General features: G+C 71.1%; 16 protein-coding genes and 1 pseudogene. 9 read left to right on the top strand and 8 right to left on the bottom strand.

Features of this window, described 5'->3' with window-relative positions; translation table 11 throughout:
* The first annotated feature begins 1 nt into the window (after position 1).
* Positions 2 to 655, top strand: a complete 654-nt coding sequence (locus tag ACQEV1_RS50980; protein ID WP_433405335.1) for a SanA/YdcF family protein — start codon at positions 2 to 4, stop codon at positions 653 to 655.
* A gap of 36 nt (positions 656 to 691) precedes the next feature.
* Here ACQEV1_RS50980 and ACQEV1_RS50975 read toward each other — a convergent pair whose 3' ends face one another.
* From ACQEV1_RS50975 to ACQEV1_RS50965, 3 genes are all read right to left on the bottom strand, one after another.
* A complete protein-coding gene (locus ACQEV1_RS50975) occupies positions 692 to 2,158 on the bottom strand; it encodes a SulP family inorganic anion transporter (protein ID WP_285629554.1) in 1,467 nt (488 codons plus the stop codon).
* A 163-nt stretch (positions 2,159 to 2,321) separates the two neighbouring features.
* The gene (locus tag ACQEV1_RS50970) at positions 2,322 to 2,915 is read right to left on the bottom strand and encodes a carbonic anhydrase (RefSeq protein ID WP_433405332.1); all 594 of its coding nucleotides are present in this window, start codon (positions 2,913 to 2,915) and stop codon (positions 2,322 to 2,324) included.
* Positions 2,916 to 3,069: 154 nt separating this feature from the next.
* The gene (locus tag ACQEV1_RS50965) at positions 3,070 to 3,435 is read right to left on the bottom strand and encodes a hypothetical protein (RefSeq protein WP_285629556.1); all 366 of its coding nucleotides are present in this window, start codon (positions 3,433 to 3,435) and stop codon (positions 3,070 to 3,072) included.
* A gap of 231 nt (positions 3,436 to 3,666) precedes the next feature.
* Here ACQEV1_RS50965 and ACQEV1_RS50960 point away from each other — a divergent pair, with 231 nt between their 5' ends.
* Both ACQEV1_RS50960 and ACQEV1_RS50955 read left to right on the top strand, forming a co-directional pair.
* Positions 3,667 to 4,725, top strand: coding sequence for an alpha/beta hydrolase (locus ACQEV1_RS50960; RefSeq protein ID WP_433405330.1), 1,059 nt, complete (start codon positions 3,667 to 3,669; stop codon positions 4,723 to 4,725).
* A 128-nt stretch (positions 4,726 to 4,853) separates the two neighbouring features.
* Positions 4,854 to 5,426, top strand: a complete 573-nt coding sequence (locus tag ACQEV1_RS50955) for a hypothetical protein (RefSeq protein WP_285629558.1) — start codon at positions 4,854 to 4,856, stop codon at positions 5,424 to 5,426.
* Positions 5,427 to 5,539: 113 nt separating this feature from the next.
* Here the strand turns inward: ACQEV1_RS50955 and ACQEV1_RS50950 are convergent, their stop codons facing one another.
* The 3 genes from ACQEV1_RS50950 to ACQEV1_RS50940 all read right to left on the bottom strand — a co-directional run bounded on the left by ACQEV1_RS50950 (position 5,540) and on the right by ACQEV1_RS50940 (position 7,409).
* Positions 5,540 to 5,770, bottom strand: a complete 231-nt coding sequence (locus ACQEV1_RS50950; protein ID WP_285582305.1) for a DUF3073 domain-containing protein — start codon at positions 5,768 to 5,770, stop codon at positions 5,540 to 5,542.
* A gap of 235 nt (positions 5,771 to 6,005) precedes the next feature.
* Entirely contained in the window at positions 6,006 to 7,073 is a 1,068-nt protein-coding gene (locus ACQEV1_RS50945; RefSeq protein WP_285629559.1) for a Glu/Leu/Phe/Val dehydrogenase dimerization domain-containing protein, read from the bottom strand.
* A gap of 141 nt (positions 7,074 to 7,214) precedes the next feature.
* Positions 7,215 to 7,409 carry a hypothetical protein gene (locus tag ACQEV1_RS50940; RefSeq protein ID WP_433405325.1) on the bottom strand — a complete coding sequence of 65 codons (195 nt, stop codon included), beginning with the start codon at positions 7,407 to 7,409 and terminating at the stop codon, positions 7,215 to 7,217.
* A gap of 9 nt (positions 7,410 to 7,418) precedes the next feature.
* Between ACQEV1_RS50940 and ACQEV1_RS50935 the strand changes: the two genes are divergently transcribed.
* On the top strand, positions 7,419 to 8,285 hold the full coding sequence (locus tag ACQEV1_RS50935; RefSeq protein WP_285582310.1) for a hypothetical protein: 867 nt from the start codon (positions 7,419 to 7,421) through the stop codon (positions 8,283 to 8,285).
* 240 nt (positions 8,286 to 8,525) lie between these two features.
* A complete protein-coding gene (gene bldC, locus ACQEV1_RS50930; RefSeq protein WP_141956617.1) occupies positions 8,526 to 8,729 on the top strand; it encodes a developmental transcriptional regulator BldC in 204 nt (67 codons plus the stop codon).
* Positions 8,730 to 9,499: 770 nt separating this feature from the next.
* Here the strand turns inward: bldC and ACQEV1_RS50925 are convergent.
* Positions 9,500 to 10,198: a TetR/AcrR family transcriptional regulator gene (locus tag ACQEV1_RS50925; RefSeq protein ID WP_285629560.1), complete on the bottom strand. Its 699-nt coding sequence runs from the start codon at positions 10,196 to 10,198 to the stop codon at positions 9,500 to 9,502.
* A 237-nt stretch (positions 10,199 to 10,435) separates the two neighbouring features.
* On the opposite strand from ACQEV1_RS50925, the gene ACQEV1_RS50920 reads away from it, so the two are divergent.
* Complete coding sequence (locus ACQEV1_RS50920; protein ID WP_433405320.1) at positions 10,436 to 11,464, top strand: LacI family DNA-binding transcriptional regulator; 1,029 nt, start codon at positions 10,436 to 10,438, stop codon at positions 11,462 to 11,464.
* A gap of 29 nt (positions 11,465 to 11,493) precedes the next feature.
* On the opposite strand, the gene ACQEV1_RS50915 is transcribed toward ACQEV1_RS50920, so the two are convergent.
* On the bottom strand, positions 11,494 to 12,489 hold the full coding sequence (locus ACQEV1_RS50915) for an MFS transporter (protein ID WP_433405317.1): 996 nt from the start codon (positions 12,487 to 12,489) through the stop codon (positions 11,494 to 11,496).
* Here ACQEV1_RS50915 and ACQEV1_RS50910 point away from each other — a divergent pair.
* The 3 genes and pseudogenes from ACQEV1_RS50910 (at position 12,451) to ACQEV1_RS50900 (ending at position 14,358) form a co-directional block, all read left to right on the top strand.
* Positions 12,451 to 12,821, top strand: a pseudogene (locus ACQEV1_RS50910) (LysR substrate-binding domain-containing protein). The gene ACQEV1_RS50915 and the pseudogene ACQEV1_RS50910 overlap by 39 nt on opposite strands.
* Before the next feature lie 225 nt (positions 12,822 to 13,046).
* The gene (locus tag ACQEV1_RS50905) at positions 13,047 to 13,283 is read left to right on the top strand and encodes a hypothetical protein (RefSeq protein WP_285582320.1); all 237 of its coding nucleotides are present in this window, start codon (positions 13,047 to 13,049) and stop codon (positions 13,281 to 13,283) included.
* 241 nt (positions 13,284 to 13,524) lie between these two features.
* Positions 13,525 to 14,358, top strand: a complete 834-nt coding sequence (locus ACQEV1_RS50900; RefSeq protein WP_433405313.1) for an N-acetylmuramoyl-L-alanine amidase — start codon at positions 13,525 to 13,527, stop codon at positions 14,356 to 14,358.
* Positions 14,359 to 14,372 lie beyond the last annotated feature (14 nt).

Genomic DNA, 14,372 nt, shown 5'->3' with positions numbered 1-14,372 from the left:
CGTGTGGCGGTGCAGGGCGCCGCTGGCGGTGCTGTGCGCGCTCGGCGTCTACGTCTTACTGCTGCCGCTCGGCTGGATGTACGTCGCCTCGGCGCGCTACCGGCTGGGCGCCGCCCAGGCGCCGCCCACGGCCGTCGGCATCGTCTTCGGCGCCGGTGCCCCGCAGGGCCGTCCCTCGCCGATGCTGGCCGGGCGCCTCGAACTCGCCGCCGCGCTCTACCACGGCGGCAAGGTGCAGGTGCTGCTCGTCACCGGCGACAACAGCCGTTCGCACTACAACGAGCCGCTGGTGATGCGCGACTACCTGATCGACCGGGGCGTGCCGCGCGGCCGCATCGTGCTCGACTACGCCGGTTTCGACACCTGGGACTCCTGCGTACGGGCCAGGAAGATCTTCGGCGTCGACCGGGCGATCCTGATCACGCAGCGGTTCCACCTGCCGCGCGCCCTCACGCTGTGCCGGTCGGTCGGCATCGACGCGATCGGGGTCGGCGACGACAGCCGCCCGTACGCCCCGGTCGCCACCGTGATCTCTTATCTGCGCGAGCTGCCCGCCGGGCTCAAGGCCGCGCTGTTCCTGGCGATCCGGCCGGACCCGCACTTCCTCGGCCCGAAGGAGCCCGGCGTCGAACAGGCCCTGCACACGCCACGGTAGGCGGCCGCCCGGGCCCGTGCCCGGGCGGCCGCGTCGTCACACAGGCTCGGAGACCCGTACGGGCGTGTCGTCCCGGCGGCGGTGCTGGGCGGCCCAGGAGAGCAGGGCCGTACGGCACGCGTGGTCCAGGTGGCGCAGCCCGGAAAGATCCAGTTCGACCGGACGGCCGTGCGGAATCGCCTCCAGGGTGTCCAGCACCCGCGGCAGGCGCAGGAACGTCGCGTTGCCGGTGAGCCTGATCTCGATCGGTCCCTCGTCGTGTTCGCGCACGTCGACGTGGATGTCGGAGACGTCCCACGCGGTCTTCGACACCGCGAGCAGGATGCCGATCAGCACGCCCTCGAACAGGTTCGTGCACACGATCGCCAGCGTCGTGCCGATCAGCACGATCGCCTCGCCGCGCTCGGTACGCCAGAGCCGGCCGACCTCGCGCGGTGACAGGAGCTTCCAGCCGGCGTGCACGAGGACCGCTGCCAGCGCGGTGACCGGGATGACGCCGAGCGCCGCCGGGGCCGCCACGGTGAAGAGCAGCAGCCACCCGCCGTGCAGCACGCGGGACAGCTTCGTCCGGGCCCCCGCCTGGACGTTGGTCGCGCTGCGGACGATCACCGCGGTCATCGGCAGCGCGCCGAGCATCCCGCAGACCGTGTTCCCGGCGCCCTGCGCCATCAGCTCCTGGTCGTACCGGGTTCGCGGGCCGTCGTGCATACGGTCGACCGCGGCGGCGCTGAACAGGCTCTCCGCCGAGGCGATCAACGTGAACGCGATGATCGTGCCGAGTACGCCGACGTCGGCGAGCCGGCCGAGCTGATCCAGCGCGGGCGGCCGGATCGACTCCAGCAGGCCGTGTACCTGGATGCGTTTCACGGGCAGGTCGAGCAGCGCGGTGGCCAGCGTCGCGAGCGCGACCGCGGCGAGCGCCGCCGGGACCGTCCGCAGCCACGCCGGGACGAACCGCCAGCAGACCAGCACCAGGAGCGTGCCCACCCCGACGCCGCCGGCCGCGAGGGCCGACGTGTCGCGCGCCGAGTCGGCCACCAGCGCGGGCAGCGCCGTGATGTTGGCCAGCGCGGCGCCGGGCGACCGGCCGTCGAACAGCGTGTGCGCCTGCCCGAACACGAGCGCGAGGCCGATGCCGGCGAGCATGCCCTGGACCACCGAGACGGAGATCGCGCGGAACCAGCGCCCCAGCCTGAGCGCGCCCATGGCCAGCTGGAGCAGGCCGGTGGCGAGCACGATCAACCCGAGTACCGGTAGCCCGTGCTCCCTTACGGCCTCGTACACGAGCACGGTCAGGCCGGCCGCCGGGCCGCTGACCTGCAGGCTGCTGCCGGGAAGCGCGCCGGCCACGAGGCCGCCGACGATGCCGGTGACCAGGCCGAGCTCCGGCGGGACGCCGGACGCCACGGCCACGCCGATGCACAGCGGCAGGGCGACCAGGAAGACGACCACGGAAGCGAGGACGTCGCGGGCCGGAATGTCACGTGCAGGGAAGAGTTCCATCTTTCACCCTGGGTGTCGAGGATGGGACTGACAGTGGCGGGAGGTGGCCAGGCGGGGGTACGGCGGAGTGTGAGTGCGCAGCCTGACATGGCCACGGCGCCCTACCGTGGCCTGCCGTTGGTGAGAGCGGCCTGGTTACCGCGAGCCGGTTACCGTGGTTCGGTTACAGCGGCCGGAAGGTTCCGTCCTGCGGGTCCAGCACGCTGACCGTGCCGGTGTCCACGGCGTAGAACCATCCGTGCAGCTTCAGGCCGCCGTGCTCCAGCCGCTTGGCGACGGCCGGGTGACGCCGCAGGCGGTCGAGCTGGACCTGGACGTGCCGCTGCACCGCCGAGGTGAGCGCGTTGCCGTCGAGGAAGTCCGACGCCTTGCGCGTCTCGTCGTGCGGCTCGGTGTCGGCGAGCCACCGGTGGACGGCGGGCAGCGCGCTCGGCGCTCCCGGGTAGAGGATCGCGTTCACGGCCCCGCAGTGGGAGTGGCCGCAGACGATGATGTTCTCCACCCCGAGCACCTCGAGGGCGAACTCGATCGTCGCCGTCTCGCCGGACCCGCGCCCCTCCTCGTACTCGGGCACGATGTTGCCCGCCGTACGCAGTTCGAAGAGGTCTCCGGGCGACCCGCCGGTGATCAGCGCGGGCACGACCCGTGAGTCGGAGCACGTGATGAACAGAGCGTGCGGGTGCTGACCGTCCGCGAGAGGGCGGAGGTCCTGGGCGCGCTCGGCGAACGTGCGGGCATTGTCGATCAGCGACTGCATGGCGCAGCCCTTTCTGTGCATCCGTAGGGTCTGGTACGAAAAGACGCGTCATCGCGCCGCTCGTGGACGGACGTAGCCGGTCGATAAGCGGACAAATCCGCCTTATTTTACGTTGGCCGAGATGACGGTCAACGACCGGCCTGCCTACGGGTGCTCAGCAGCGGAAGATCTGGAGGGCCTCGGGCGTACGGGCGCCGAGGCGTGGCGGTGGGCCGCCCTCCATGACCGCGGGCGGCACGGCGTCGGGCATCGCGAGGGTCGCGGCCCTCACCGGCACCGGCGCGGCGGTCTGCGCGGACGGCGGAAGCGCGAGCAGCCGGGGCCGCCCGGGTGTGCCGTGATCGGCGACCTGGTGACCGAGGTCGAGATCGTCGCGCACCTGAGGGCCGCGCTTTTCGGCGAGCTCGGCGGAAATCTTGCCCTGTGCGACGGTCGGCGTCGCGTCGATCGCCTCGGGACCCCCGGTGAAGGCGAGCGCGACCAGCAGTATCGCCGCGACCCAGCCCAGCCGTGCCCTCACCGCGCGCTCCCCCTGACTCGCGTCCTTACCGAGTTCGACTCCGATAAGCCTAACCTAAGACATTCGGTGAAGGGGAGAGGCAATTTCCCGGCCACTGGGGCATATATGCGGCTAAGTAGGACTATTCCGGTGAATATTCGACGAGTATTCTCTGCCAGATCGCGGTACGGACGCGCCCGATCCGGACGCCGCGTAGCCTGGCCGTGATCAAGACTCGGGCAGGGGGACCTCATGTCGGCCGTCGCCCCCACCGCCGGACGGCTCCTGGCCTCGCGTCTGCGCGTCGCACCGCCGCGCCCGGTGATGGTACGCCTGCTCGGCGCGGACGCGGAGCGCGTGACGCTGGAGAGCACTCCGGAGACGCGTCACCGCGGTTCCTTCGGCCTCTCATGGCCCGGCGGCGACGCGATCGTGGGAGATGTCGTCGCCGAGGACGGCCGGACGGTCACCCGGCGGCTGATCACGTCCATGGCCCGGCCGCCGCGCGACGGCGTCGTACGGTGGAACAAGTTCGTCCACCGAGGCGACCCGTACACCGCGCACGGCCTGCCCTTCGACGAGGTGGTCATCGACGGCCCGCTGGGCCCGCTGTCGGCGTGGTACCTGCCGGGACGGCGTTCCACCTGGGTACTGGCGGTGCACGGCAACCGGGCGACCCGCGAAGAGGCCCTGCGGGTGCTGCCGGCCCTGAGCGGAGCCGGGTTCCCCGTGCTGGTGCCGGCCTACCGCAACGACGCGGAGGCGCCCCGGAGCCCGGACGGCATGTACCACCTCGGCGACACCGAGTGGGCGGACCTGGACGCGGCGGTACGGTACGCCCTGCGCTCGGGCGCCGGTGACGTCGTCCTGTACGGCTGGTCCATGGGCGGCGGCATCGTCGAGACGTTCCTCGACCGTTCGGCCCACGCCGGGTGCGTACGCGCGGCGGTACTCGACGCGCCCCTGCTGAACGCCGGGGCGGTCACTGACGCGCAGCTGCGCCGCCTGCACCTGCCGCAGTGGGCCGGCGGCGCCGTCAAACGCCTGGTGACCGACCACGCCGGAATCGACCTGACCCGACTGGACCACCAGAACCGCCCGGACCGCAGGCCCGTCCCGACGCTGCTGTTCCACGGTGACGCCGACGTCCACATCCCGGTCGCCTGCAGTGACGCCTTCGCCCGGCGGCACGGAGAGCTCGTCGGCTACGTACGAGTGCCCGACTGCGCGCACACCCTGGCTTGGAACGCCGACCCGCGGGCGTACGAGAAGGCTCTCATCGCATTCCTCGTCCACGGCCGGACGTGCTGAGAATCCCTCGCACGGTGGAGCCGCCCCCCTCGGCCAGGTGAGGCGCACGGCCGCGACCGGCTGCGATCTTCGGATCCGAACACCCGGGGTGCGTCCCCGGGCCACGGATCCAGGGAAGGCAGGGGCCGATGACCGCGGGCGCGATCCTGACGAGGCTGCACGGCCGGACGGCGAGAGGCGTGCCCCGGTGGGCCGTGCCTGCCGCGTACGCCACCACGCTGACCACGCTGCCCTCATGCGTCTGGCGGATCGCCGCCGTGAACCTCCACGCGCCGCTGCTCGAGCGGACCTCGGCGCCCCCGAGAGGTCACGGCCCGGTGCTGTTCACCGGCCTGTGGTACGTGGTGGCGCTCAGCGTGGTCAGCGAACTTCTCGCGTACCTGACCGTCGGACTGGTCAGCGAGTGGGGTGAGGTGGTGCCGCGATGGATCCCCGGGCTGGGCGGGCGGCGGGTGCCGGTGCTCGCCGCGGTCGTGCCCGCTGGGCTCGGTGCGACGGTGCTCACGGTGCTCTTCCCGTACGCGCTGATCATGCTGAGCCTCGGCCGGATGATCGACGGAACGAAGGGCACGGGTGTGATCGTCCACGGCTGGCAGGCCGTCGCGTTCGCCGTGACGTACGCGCCGCTGGCGGCCTGGGGGCCGCTGCTCGGCATCGTCACCGTGCACTACCACCGGCGACGCCGCGCTCAAGGCGTCTGATCACACGTGAAGCGCTCCCGCCGGGGCGGCGGGAACGCTTCACGATCATGCCATCAACGACCCCTGAGAACCGTCTCAGTGCGTGACTGGAACGACCTCAAATAACGGGACGGCTACTTCGCCGTACTCTTGCCGTCGTTCTCGTCGTGGTCCTCGGCGTAGTCCGCATAGCGGTCAGCGAGGTCCTCATACGACGAGTCATCGTCGTAGGGGTCATGGTCATCCTGCGAGTTCTGGTTGACGCCCAGCTCGCCGCGCAGACGGTCAAGGTCTGTCCCGCCGCTGTTGTACTTCAGCCGGCGAGCTACCTTCACCTGCTTGGCCTTGGCTCGGCCGCGCCCCATTGGCTCGACCCCCTCGATGGTCGGGGACCCGTCGTTGGCCCCACTTACGCTCGCTTACGCATCCACAGCCGGGCGCGACAAGACCCCACGCACCAGCTACGGCTACAACCGTACCCGTTTTGCGCCCGGCTCGGTACGTCGTCTGCGCGGTGGCGGCTTCAGCAGAGGATAGCCGACGATGTGGAGTGACACGTCCGGGATCTCCGTCACAACGAAGATCCCGGACGCGAGCCGGTCAGGAGCCGACCAAGATGCCGCGCAGGCGGCCGATCTCGGACATACGGCGCTCGGCGAGCCGATCGGCGGCGACGGCCGGGGGTACGCCCTCGTCGGCGGCGATCTGGAAGATGCGGCGCGTGGTGTCGAAGATCCCGGTGGCCTTCTGCCGGGCCCGGTCGAAGTCGAAGCCCTCGATCTCGTCGGCGACCTGGATGACGCCGCCGGAGTTGACGACGTAGTCGGGCGCGTAGAGCACGCCGCGGTCGGCGAGCTGCTTCTCGATGCCGGTGTGGGCGAGCTGGTTGTTGGCGCCCCCGCACACGATCTTCGCCCGCAGCGTCTCGACGGTCGCGTCGTCCAGGGCGCCGCCGAGGGCGCACGGGGCGTACACGTCGATCTCGGCGCCGGTCAGCGCCGCGTGCCCGTCGACCACCTGCACCTCGGGGTGCTCGGCGCGCACCCGGTCGATCGCGGCCTCGGTCACGTCGGTGACGACCACTTCGGCGCCGTCGGAGACGAGGTGCTCGACCAGGCGGCGGCCGACCTTCCCGACGCCCTCGACGCCGACGCGGCGGCCGCGCAGCGACGGCTCGCCCCAGGTGTGCTCGGCCGCGGCGCGCATCCCCTGGAACACCCCGAACGCGGTCAGGATGGACGAGTCGCCGGCGCCTCCGTGGGCGACCGTGCGGCCCGTGACGTACGAGCACTCCCGCGCGATGACGTCCATGTCCTCGGAGAAGGTGCCCACGTCACAGGCGGTGAAGTAGCGGCCGTGCAGCGACTGCACGAACCGGCCGTACGCGCGGAGAAGCCCCTCGGACTTGATCGTGGTGGGATCGCCGATGATGACCGCTTTGCCGCCGCCGAGGTCGAGATCGGCGAGAGCGTTCTTGTACGCCATGCCCTTGGCGAGGTTCAGCACGTCGGCGAGCGCCTCGTCCTCGGATTCGTAGGGGTAGAAGCGGGTTCCGCCGAGGGCGGGACCCAGCGCGGTCGAGTAGATGGCGATGATCGCCTTGAGGCCGGTGGCCTCGTCGTGGCAGAAGACGACCTGTTCGTGGGGGACGCCGAAGACCTTTGTCACGTTGTGGCTCCTCTCTGAGCGCACACTTGCCCGGTGCCGTGGTGGCGGCGTTGAGCGTTGTACCCGGTACCCGGCCGCAGGGCAGCATGTTCGTGGATCGCACGACAGGTGACCAGCGGCGGGAGCGTGAGTCCGACACGATCAGCGTAGGCGTACCGCCGCCCGCTCCGCAGTGATCGGCGTCATCCGGGGCGTCGCGTGAATCCCGGCTTGGAGCCCGGCCGCGGGTGGCGGGGGTGCGAAGATCTCCGGGAGTCCGTCCGGTACGGTGGCCGGAGGTCTCAGGAGCGTCTCGGCGGGCGTGACGACGAGCGTTCCGTGGCGAGATCGTGTCACGATGCGGTCGTGCTGCCCTACGCCGCGTACCTTCGGGTATACGAACCGCTGAACGCCTTTGCCGAGCCGGAGAAGTCCATTTGGGCAGCGTATGCCGTATCGGAGAAGCGGCCACGGCGCGTCGGCGCTCTTGACGTCGAGCACACCCACGCCCTCAGACGCCTGATCGCGGTCCCGCCGATCGTCGCTCCGGTTCGGGAGAGCCGTGACGCGTACGTGCGGCGCGCCGAGGACGTGACCTACATCTGCCCCTGGGAGACGCGGCTGCGCTCCTGGCTGGCCTTCGACCGGTTCCGTGCGGGCATGTCCGAGCAGCTCGCCGAGATGTTCGTGCCGCAGCGGGTGGCGGAGCAGGCCGATGGCGCGTTCGACCGCTGGAAGCGGCAGTCCGGCACGCTCACCCCGCACATCCTGTCGAGCACCTGGCAGGTGCCGATCGCCTGGTTCGTCCCTTTTGTGGCGAAAGAGCGGTGGCTCGTGCTCGGCGCGCACGACGACAACCCGGGCGGCGGCCCGACGACCGCCACGCCCGTGCGCACGCTGATCTACGTCACGCCGATGGCCCAGGCGCGCCGCCGCGTCGCCCGCGCGCTGGCCGCCGTACGGCGCCACGCCGGTGATCACCTCGACGCCGGCGAGGTCGAGTCGGTGGGTCGCTGGCTGGAGGAGTTCCACCCGCACTCGCTGGTCGAACTCGACTACGGAGGGCTCGTGCACCTCCTCGACGACGCCGCTCTGCGCGCCGATGAGTCCGTGGCCGAGGTGGGCGCGGCGATCACGGGTATGGAGACCGGGCAGGCCGAACTGGCCGTCGCGATGCACAAGCGTGTCGTCGCCCGGTGGCGCGTCGTACGAGCTCTTGAATCCGCGAACTGAGGACAATTACCTGAATCAGCGCGCGATGCGACGATACGTGTCGCTAGAATCACGCAGCGTGACTCAGCCACCAAAAATCGCAGAGTTGCTATCAGGGACTTGCCTGTTGCGCTGAGTGGTGGCATGGTTACGTCTTGTGATGTCAAAGTGGTTCATCCAGACCATAAGAGACATCAGTGGCACGCGCGAGGATCAAACGCTGGATCGCTGTCATCGGTCCACGGAGGAGAGGCCGCACAAATGTCAGCTCGTACGCCAGAGGCCGAGCCCCTGCTGACGCCGGCAGAGGTGGCGACGATGTTCCGCGTCGACCCCAAGACCGTCACCCGCTGGGCGAAGGCTGGGAAGTTGACGTCAATCCGGACGCTGGGAGGGCATCGGCGCTACCGCGAGGCCGAGGTCCGCGCTCTGCTGGGGGGGATCCCGCAGCAGCGGTCGGAGTAACCCGGAGACACCCCGATCCGGGTCGGCGAGCCAAGTGATCGCCGGTCGCCGTCGTCACGGCGACGCATCCGGTCGGCCGCGTCTCTCCGCGGCCGGTCGCACCGCGTGAACCGCGATGTGGCGGAGCCACCGTCACGTGCGGACGGTCGGGGGGCTTCCACGAGAAGTTCAATCGGCCCCGTCCCGAACGGGGCCGCGTAGGGGGGTTCTACGGACTCCGCGAGAGTCGTCTCCGGCCTGGAGGGGCCATCGTTCCCGCGAGGATCGACGGCCGCTTCGGACTGGAGACGACTCACGCTGAAGGTGCGGTCGCTCCGCCCGAGGCCGGGCGGAGCGGTCGTACCGCCGCAAAGCCGCTCCGGAACACCTGCTCCAGCGCAGGCCGGACGGCGGGCCACGCCCAAAACCGCCGGGACACGCCCAAAGGGCTGAGACACGCCCGATTGGTCAAACGCTCCCAGTCGATCGAAGGACGCACGACGCGACCCCGGCCCATCGGGGGGTACCGGATGGGCCTCGCAGGGGAGAAGCGGGCGCATGGTTCGCGCGGTAGGACGGCGGGGCTTTGAGGCAGGCACTGGGATCGGCCGACCGTCACCGGCCGCCCACCCGGACGGCGCGTGGCCTGCGAGCGATCAGAGGCGTCCTGTGGCGCCCGCACGCGGTACCGGGACCCTTGACATGGCGTGAGCGGAGCGCGTACGACGTGACCTGTCACAGGGTCGCTCAGGGGGTACCGCCCACCGGCCGACCGCTGGGCAAGGACGAACCTAGCCCGGGTCCTCCTCGGCGAGGCGTTCGAGCAGGGCGGCCACCTCGGGGTCGTGCCGGGCGGCGACGTCCAGCAGCACCACGTGGTGGTCGACGAGGAGACGTTCGAGCTCCGCGCGCGGCAGGTCGCGGTGTTCGAGCCAGTCGAGGCCGGCCGTCTCCACCGACGCCATCCACGAGCGCAGCGTGATGCGGAGCACCGGGCCCGGGTCCGTGACGCCGATCGCGGCGGTGATGTGGTTCATCACCAGGCTCCGGATGTTGTCCAGGACCTCCCCGACCTCGCCCGAGCGGTACGCCGGGCCGCCGCGCAGCAGGGCCACGAAGCCCGCCGCGTGGTCTTCGACGTAGTCGAAGTAGCGGTGCAGCGAGACCGCCAGCCGTTCGAGCGGCTTGCCCTCGGCCGGAGGCTTGAGAAGATCGCTCAGCTGCTTGGCGGCGCTGTGCAGCGCGGCCAGGTAGAGCTCCTGCTTGCCGCCGAAGTAGTGGTAGACGAGGGCCCGTGACGCCCCGGCGGCATCCGCCACGTCGTCGATCGAGATGTCTTCCGGCTGCCGGTCGCTGAACAGCTCGAGGGCAGCGGCGATGAGCTCGTCGCGGCGCTCGTCGACGCTGAGCCGCCGCCTGCTCGGGCGGCCGCCGGACGAGCGTCGAACGGCCTGCGCAGGCTCCTTCCCGTCTACTGCGCGATCACCCACGCTTGGCAGCGTATCCGAGCCCGCGTCCAATAGACGGCCATCCATGGCAGGTCAGCGCCGACGCGGCGCCCAAAGGCCACCTATCGACCATGACCGAAAGTCCCCTCCTGACCGCCCGTTACGCACTGTTACAGCAGTCAAGGGTCTTGTCGGGGCATCATGGCATCTCCTCCCTTGCGGCGGTCCGTCTGTTTCTGCCCGGATTCAGGTGGTACGTCGGAGATCCAGGAGACTCAAGTGGCAGCAGAGGTTGAACGCCGGGAGAGGGCCGTGGCGGCGAAGCCCACCATCCGGAACGTCGCCGAACGGGCAGGCGTGTCCAAATCACTGGTCTCGCTCGTCATGCGCGGGTCGCCGCACGTCAGCGAGCACCGCCGGCAGGCCGTGCTCAAGGCCGCGCGGGAGCTGGGATACCGGCCCAACGCGGTCGCCCGGAGCCTCGTCGAGGGCCGTACGCGCCTGATCGGAGCGCTGGTCGCCGACCTGCACAACCCCTTCTTCGCCGAGTTCCTCGACGGACTGCAGGAGAGCCTGCACGGCGCGGGCCTGCGCATGCTCGTCGGCAGCGGCCGGTGGGACCCGCACTTCCAGGCGGAGGCGGTCGAGGCGTTCCTGGAGATGCGGGTCGACGGCCTGGTCCTGCTCAGCGTCGTTCCCGACTCGCTGAAGGAGGCGGCCAAGAGCGTCCCCGTCGTGGTCGTGGGCGAGCGCGACGTGGAGGGCGTCGACATCGTGGTCGACGACGACGAGCTCGGCGCGCGGCTGGCCGTCGACCACCTCGTCGGGCTCGGGCACGACCGGATCGCGCACATCGAGGGGGCGCCGTCGACGACCGCGCACTACCGCAGGATCGGGTACGAATCGGCGATGAGAAGCCACCGGCTCGATGACCGGATCATCGTGGAGCCGGGCGACTTCACCGAGGACGGCGGCTACCGCGCGGCGCGCAAGCTGCTGTCCCGCGACCCGCGCCCGACCGCGATCTTCGCCCCGAACGACCTGGTCGCGACCGGTGTCCTGTCCGCCGCGGACGAACTCGGCCTGCACGTGCCCGAGGACATCTCGATCGTCGGGTACGACAACACCCATCTGGCCGCGATCCGGCACGTCTCCCTCACGAGCGTCGACCAGCCGCGCCGCGACATGGGCCGTGTCGCCGCCGAGCGCCTCTGCGCCCGCATCGACGACCCGTTGCGCGACACCCTGCAGACGCTCGTCGTGCCGCACCTGGTCATCCGCTCCACGACCGGCCGCGCCCCACGCTGACCCGGCCGCGCGGGTCACGGCCTCAAAAGTCAGCGGCCGGGGCGAACGCCGGAGGCACGACCGGGTGCCGCCGCACGCGCCGGCTCTTCACGCTGGTGAGCCGTGAGCCGCGGGGGCCTGCCCGCCGCGCGGGCGACGGTGATCCGTTCCAGCGTCCACAGCGCGATGGTGCCGGCCGAGCAGGCGGCGCCCAGAACGCACACACTGGTCCACCCGCCGTGCGTCCAGACCACGGACGTCAGCGCGGAACCGCACGTGCCGCCGGTCACCATCTGCACGTGCCCGCGGTCGGCCAGCCGCCCGGCCACCGAGGCGGTCAGCGCCCCAGCGGCGCCCACCAGCGCGAACAGGCCGATGGCCGACTCCGACCAGCCGTACGGCGACCGCACCAGCAGAAAGGTCAGCGCCGTCCACAGCACGTTGAACGAGGCCATGCTCAGGGCGGCGATGCCCGCCCGCCACCGCAGCAGCGGCTCGTACCGGAGCATCGCGACCGTCGAGCGGAGCAGACCGGGGTAGGACAGGCGTGCGCCGTCACCGCCGAGCCGGGGCAGGAAGACACGCAGCAGCACGGCCACCAGCGCCATCAAGGCCGCGTTCACCCAGTAGACGGTCCGCCAGCCGCCCAGGGCCGACAGCACTCCGGACGCGGTGCGCGCCAACAACGCGCCGAGCAGCAGCCCGGTCATCACCGTGCCGACCACCCGGCCGCGCTCGCCCGGGGCCGCGAGCGTCACCGCGATCGGCACGACGACCTGCGCTCCCACCGCGGTCAGCCCGGTCAGAGCCGTGCCGACCAGCAGCACCGTCCCGTTGGCCGCGGTGGCCGACACCAAGAGGAACACCGCGGTCGCCGCGTAGAGGGACACGGCGAGCCGCCGCCGCTCCACCAGGTCACCGAGCGGCACCAGAAGGATCAGTCCCAGTGCGTATCCGCCCTGCGCGGCGTCCGCTGCCGTGAACTGGCGCGGGGTGAGCTCGTCGTCGTGGTGGCGCCCGACCACCCGCTGGCGGACCACGAACACGTGAACGTGCGCCGGCTGGCGGAGGAGACGTTCGTCGACTTCCCCGCGGGCACCGCCGGACGGGCCCACTCGACGCGGCCTTCGCGGCGGCCGGGGTACGGCGCGAGGTCGCCTTCGAGGTGACGGCCGCCCACCTCATGGCCCGCCTGATACGGCAGGGCCTGGGGATCGGGATGCTGCCCGCCGCCTTCGTCCCCGAACTCGCCGACCTGCCCGTCGTCCGGCTCCGCGACGCACCGGCACGCATCGAGCATCTCATCTGGAGCCGCCACCAGCCCTCTCCGGCCGCCGCGGCCTTCCTGGCCGTACTGGGCATCGGAGGCGAGGGATGATCTCCGCGCGGGTCTGTTCCCGGTAAGGGGCCGGTCAAGCCTGGTCGAAGCCGCCCGCCGTACGGCCGGGGCACGGCCTTAATGGGTGAGCACACCAGCCGCTCGGCGGGCCGACGCGGGTGGCGCCACCGGCCCTTCGGGGGGATCGGCCGGTGCGCCGCCGCGAGGCCGCCTGGCGGCGACCAGAGCCGGCCAGAGCTGGATCGTGTGGACCCGGGGGTAATCATGCGTGATCCGGAGTTGGTGTCCTGCGCCCAGCGCGCCGCGAGCGAGCTGGAACGCGCGTGGTCCCAGTGGCGCCGCGCACGAGGCCTGATCGAGGAGGCCTCGGAGTCGGTCGCGAGCTACGTCGCCCACTCGATCGACCACCCCTGGGGCCGCCCGCGCGTGGTCCTGGGGCTGGACGCGGAAGAGGCCCGTGCCCTCGCGGCCCTGCTCGGCAAGGAGCACGCCTGCCTGTAGCGGAACCCCCGGCCGCCTCCCGGGCGGTCGCGGGAAGTCAGGCGTGACCGCCGTCGCCGCGAACTCAGCGCGGAGAGGGCGGCGGCGGTCACTCTCCCCGTACGTGAGGGGCCGCCGTGGCCGTTGTGAACGCGGATGCGCTGGTCAACGGGTCCTAGGCCTTCGGTTGGTCAGGGCTTTGCCGGCAACCGGCCAAAGCTCCCCCGCGTCTTTGGCACACTGAGGCATGATGTCTGAGCTCATGACTCGTTCCGGACAAAAAGCCTTCGGCGCCTTGGCGATCGCGGCCGTGGCCGGGCTGGTCAGCGCCTGCGGTTCCGGCGGCGACTCCACCGCCTCCGCCGCGCCGCCGTCCGCCGCGCCCACATCCGCCGCGGCATCTTCGGCGTCTTCGGCCGCACCGACGCCGCAGGGGGCGCCGCTCGCCGGCAAGACCATCGTGATCGACCCGGGGCACAACGGCGGCAATGCCTCCCACCCGGAGATCATCAACAAGAAGGTCAACGTCATCAACGCGATGAAGCCGTGCAACACCACCGGCACCGCGACGAATGACGACTACTCCGAGCACGCCTTCACCTGGGACGTCTCGCTCCGCCTGGCCAAGATCCTCCGGGCGAAGGGCGCCAAGGTCGTCCTCACCCGCAAGAACGACAAGGGCGTCGGGCCCTGCGTCGACGAGCGGGCGAAGATCGCCAACCGGGCGCACGCCGACGCCAGCCTCGCCATCCACGGCGACGGCGCCCCGGCCAGCGGTCACGGGTTCCACATCATCGAGCCGGCGGTGCTCAAGGGCCACAACGAGAAGGTCGTGCCCCAGTCCAAGCGCCTCGGCATGGACCTTCGCAACGCCTTCCACCAGGGCACCGGCATCCCGTACTCCACCTACCTCGGCAAGAACGGGATCGACGTTCGCAGCGACCTGGGCGGGCTCAACGTCGCCACCGTGCCGGCCGTGTTCATCGAGGCCGGCAACATGCGCAACGCCGGTGACGCCGCCAAGATGAAGAGCGCCGCCGGACGCCAGAAGATGGCCGAGGCGCTGGCCCAGGGTTTCGTGAAGTTCCTGAGCTGACGCCGGCACCGCGA

This window comes from Actinoallomurus sp. CA-142502 (assembly GCF_050936355.1).
GTDB classification, from domain to species: Bacteria; Actinomycetota; Actinomycetes; order Streptosporangiales; family Streptosporangiaceae; genus Actinoallomurus; species Actinoallomurus iriomotensis.
The sequence above is the reverse complement of the archived record's forward strand: the minus strand, read 5'-3'. Positions and strand labels throughout refer to the sequence as shown.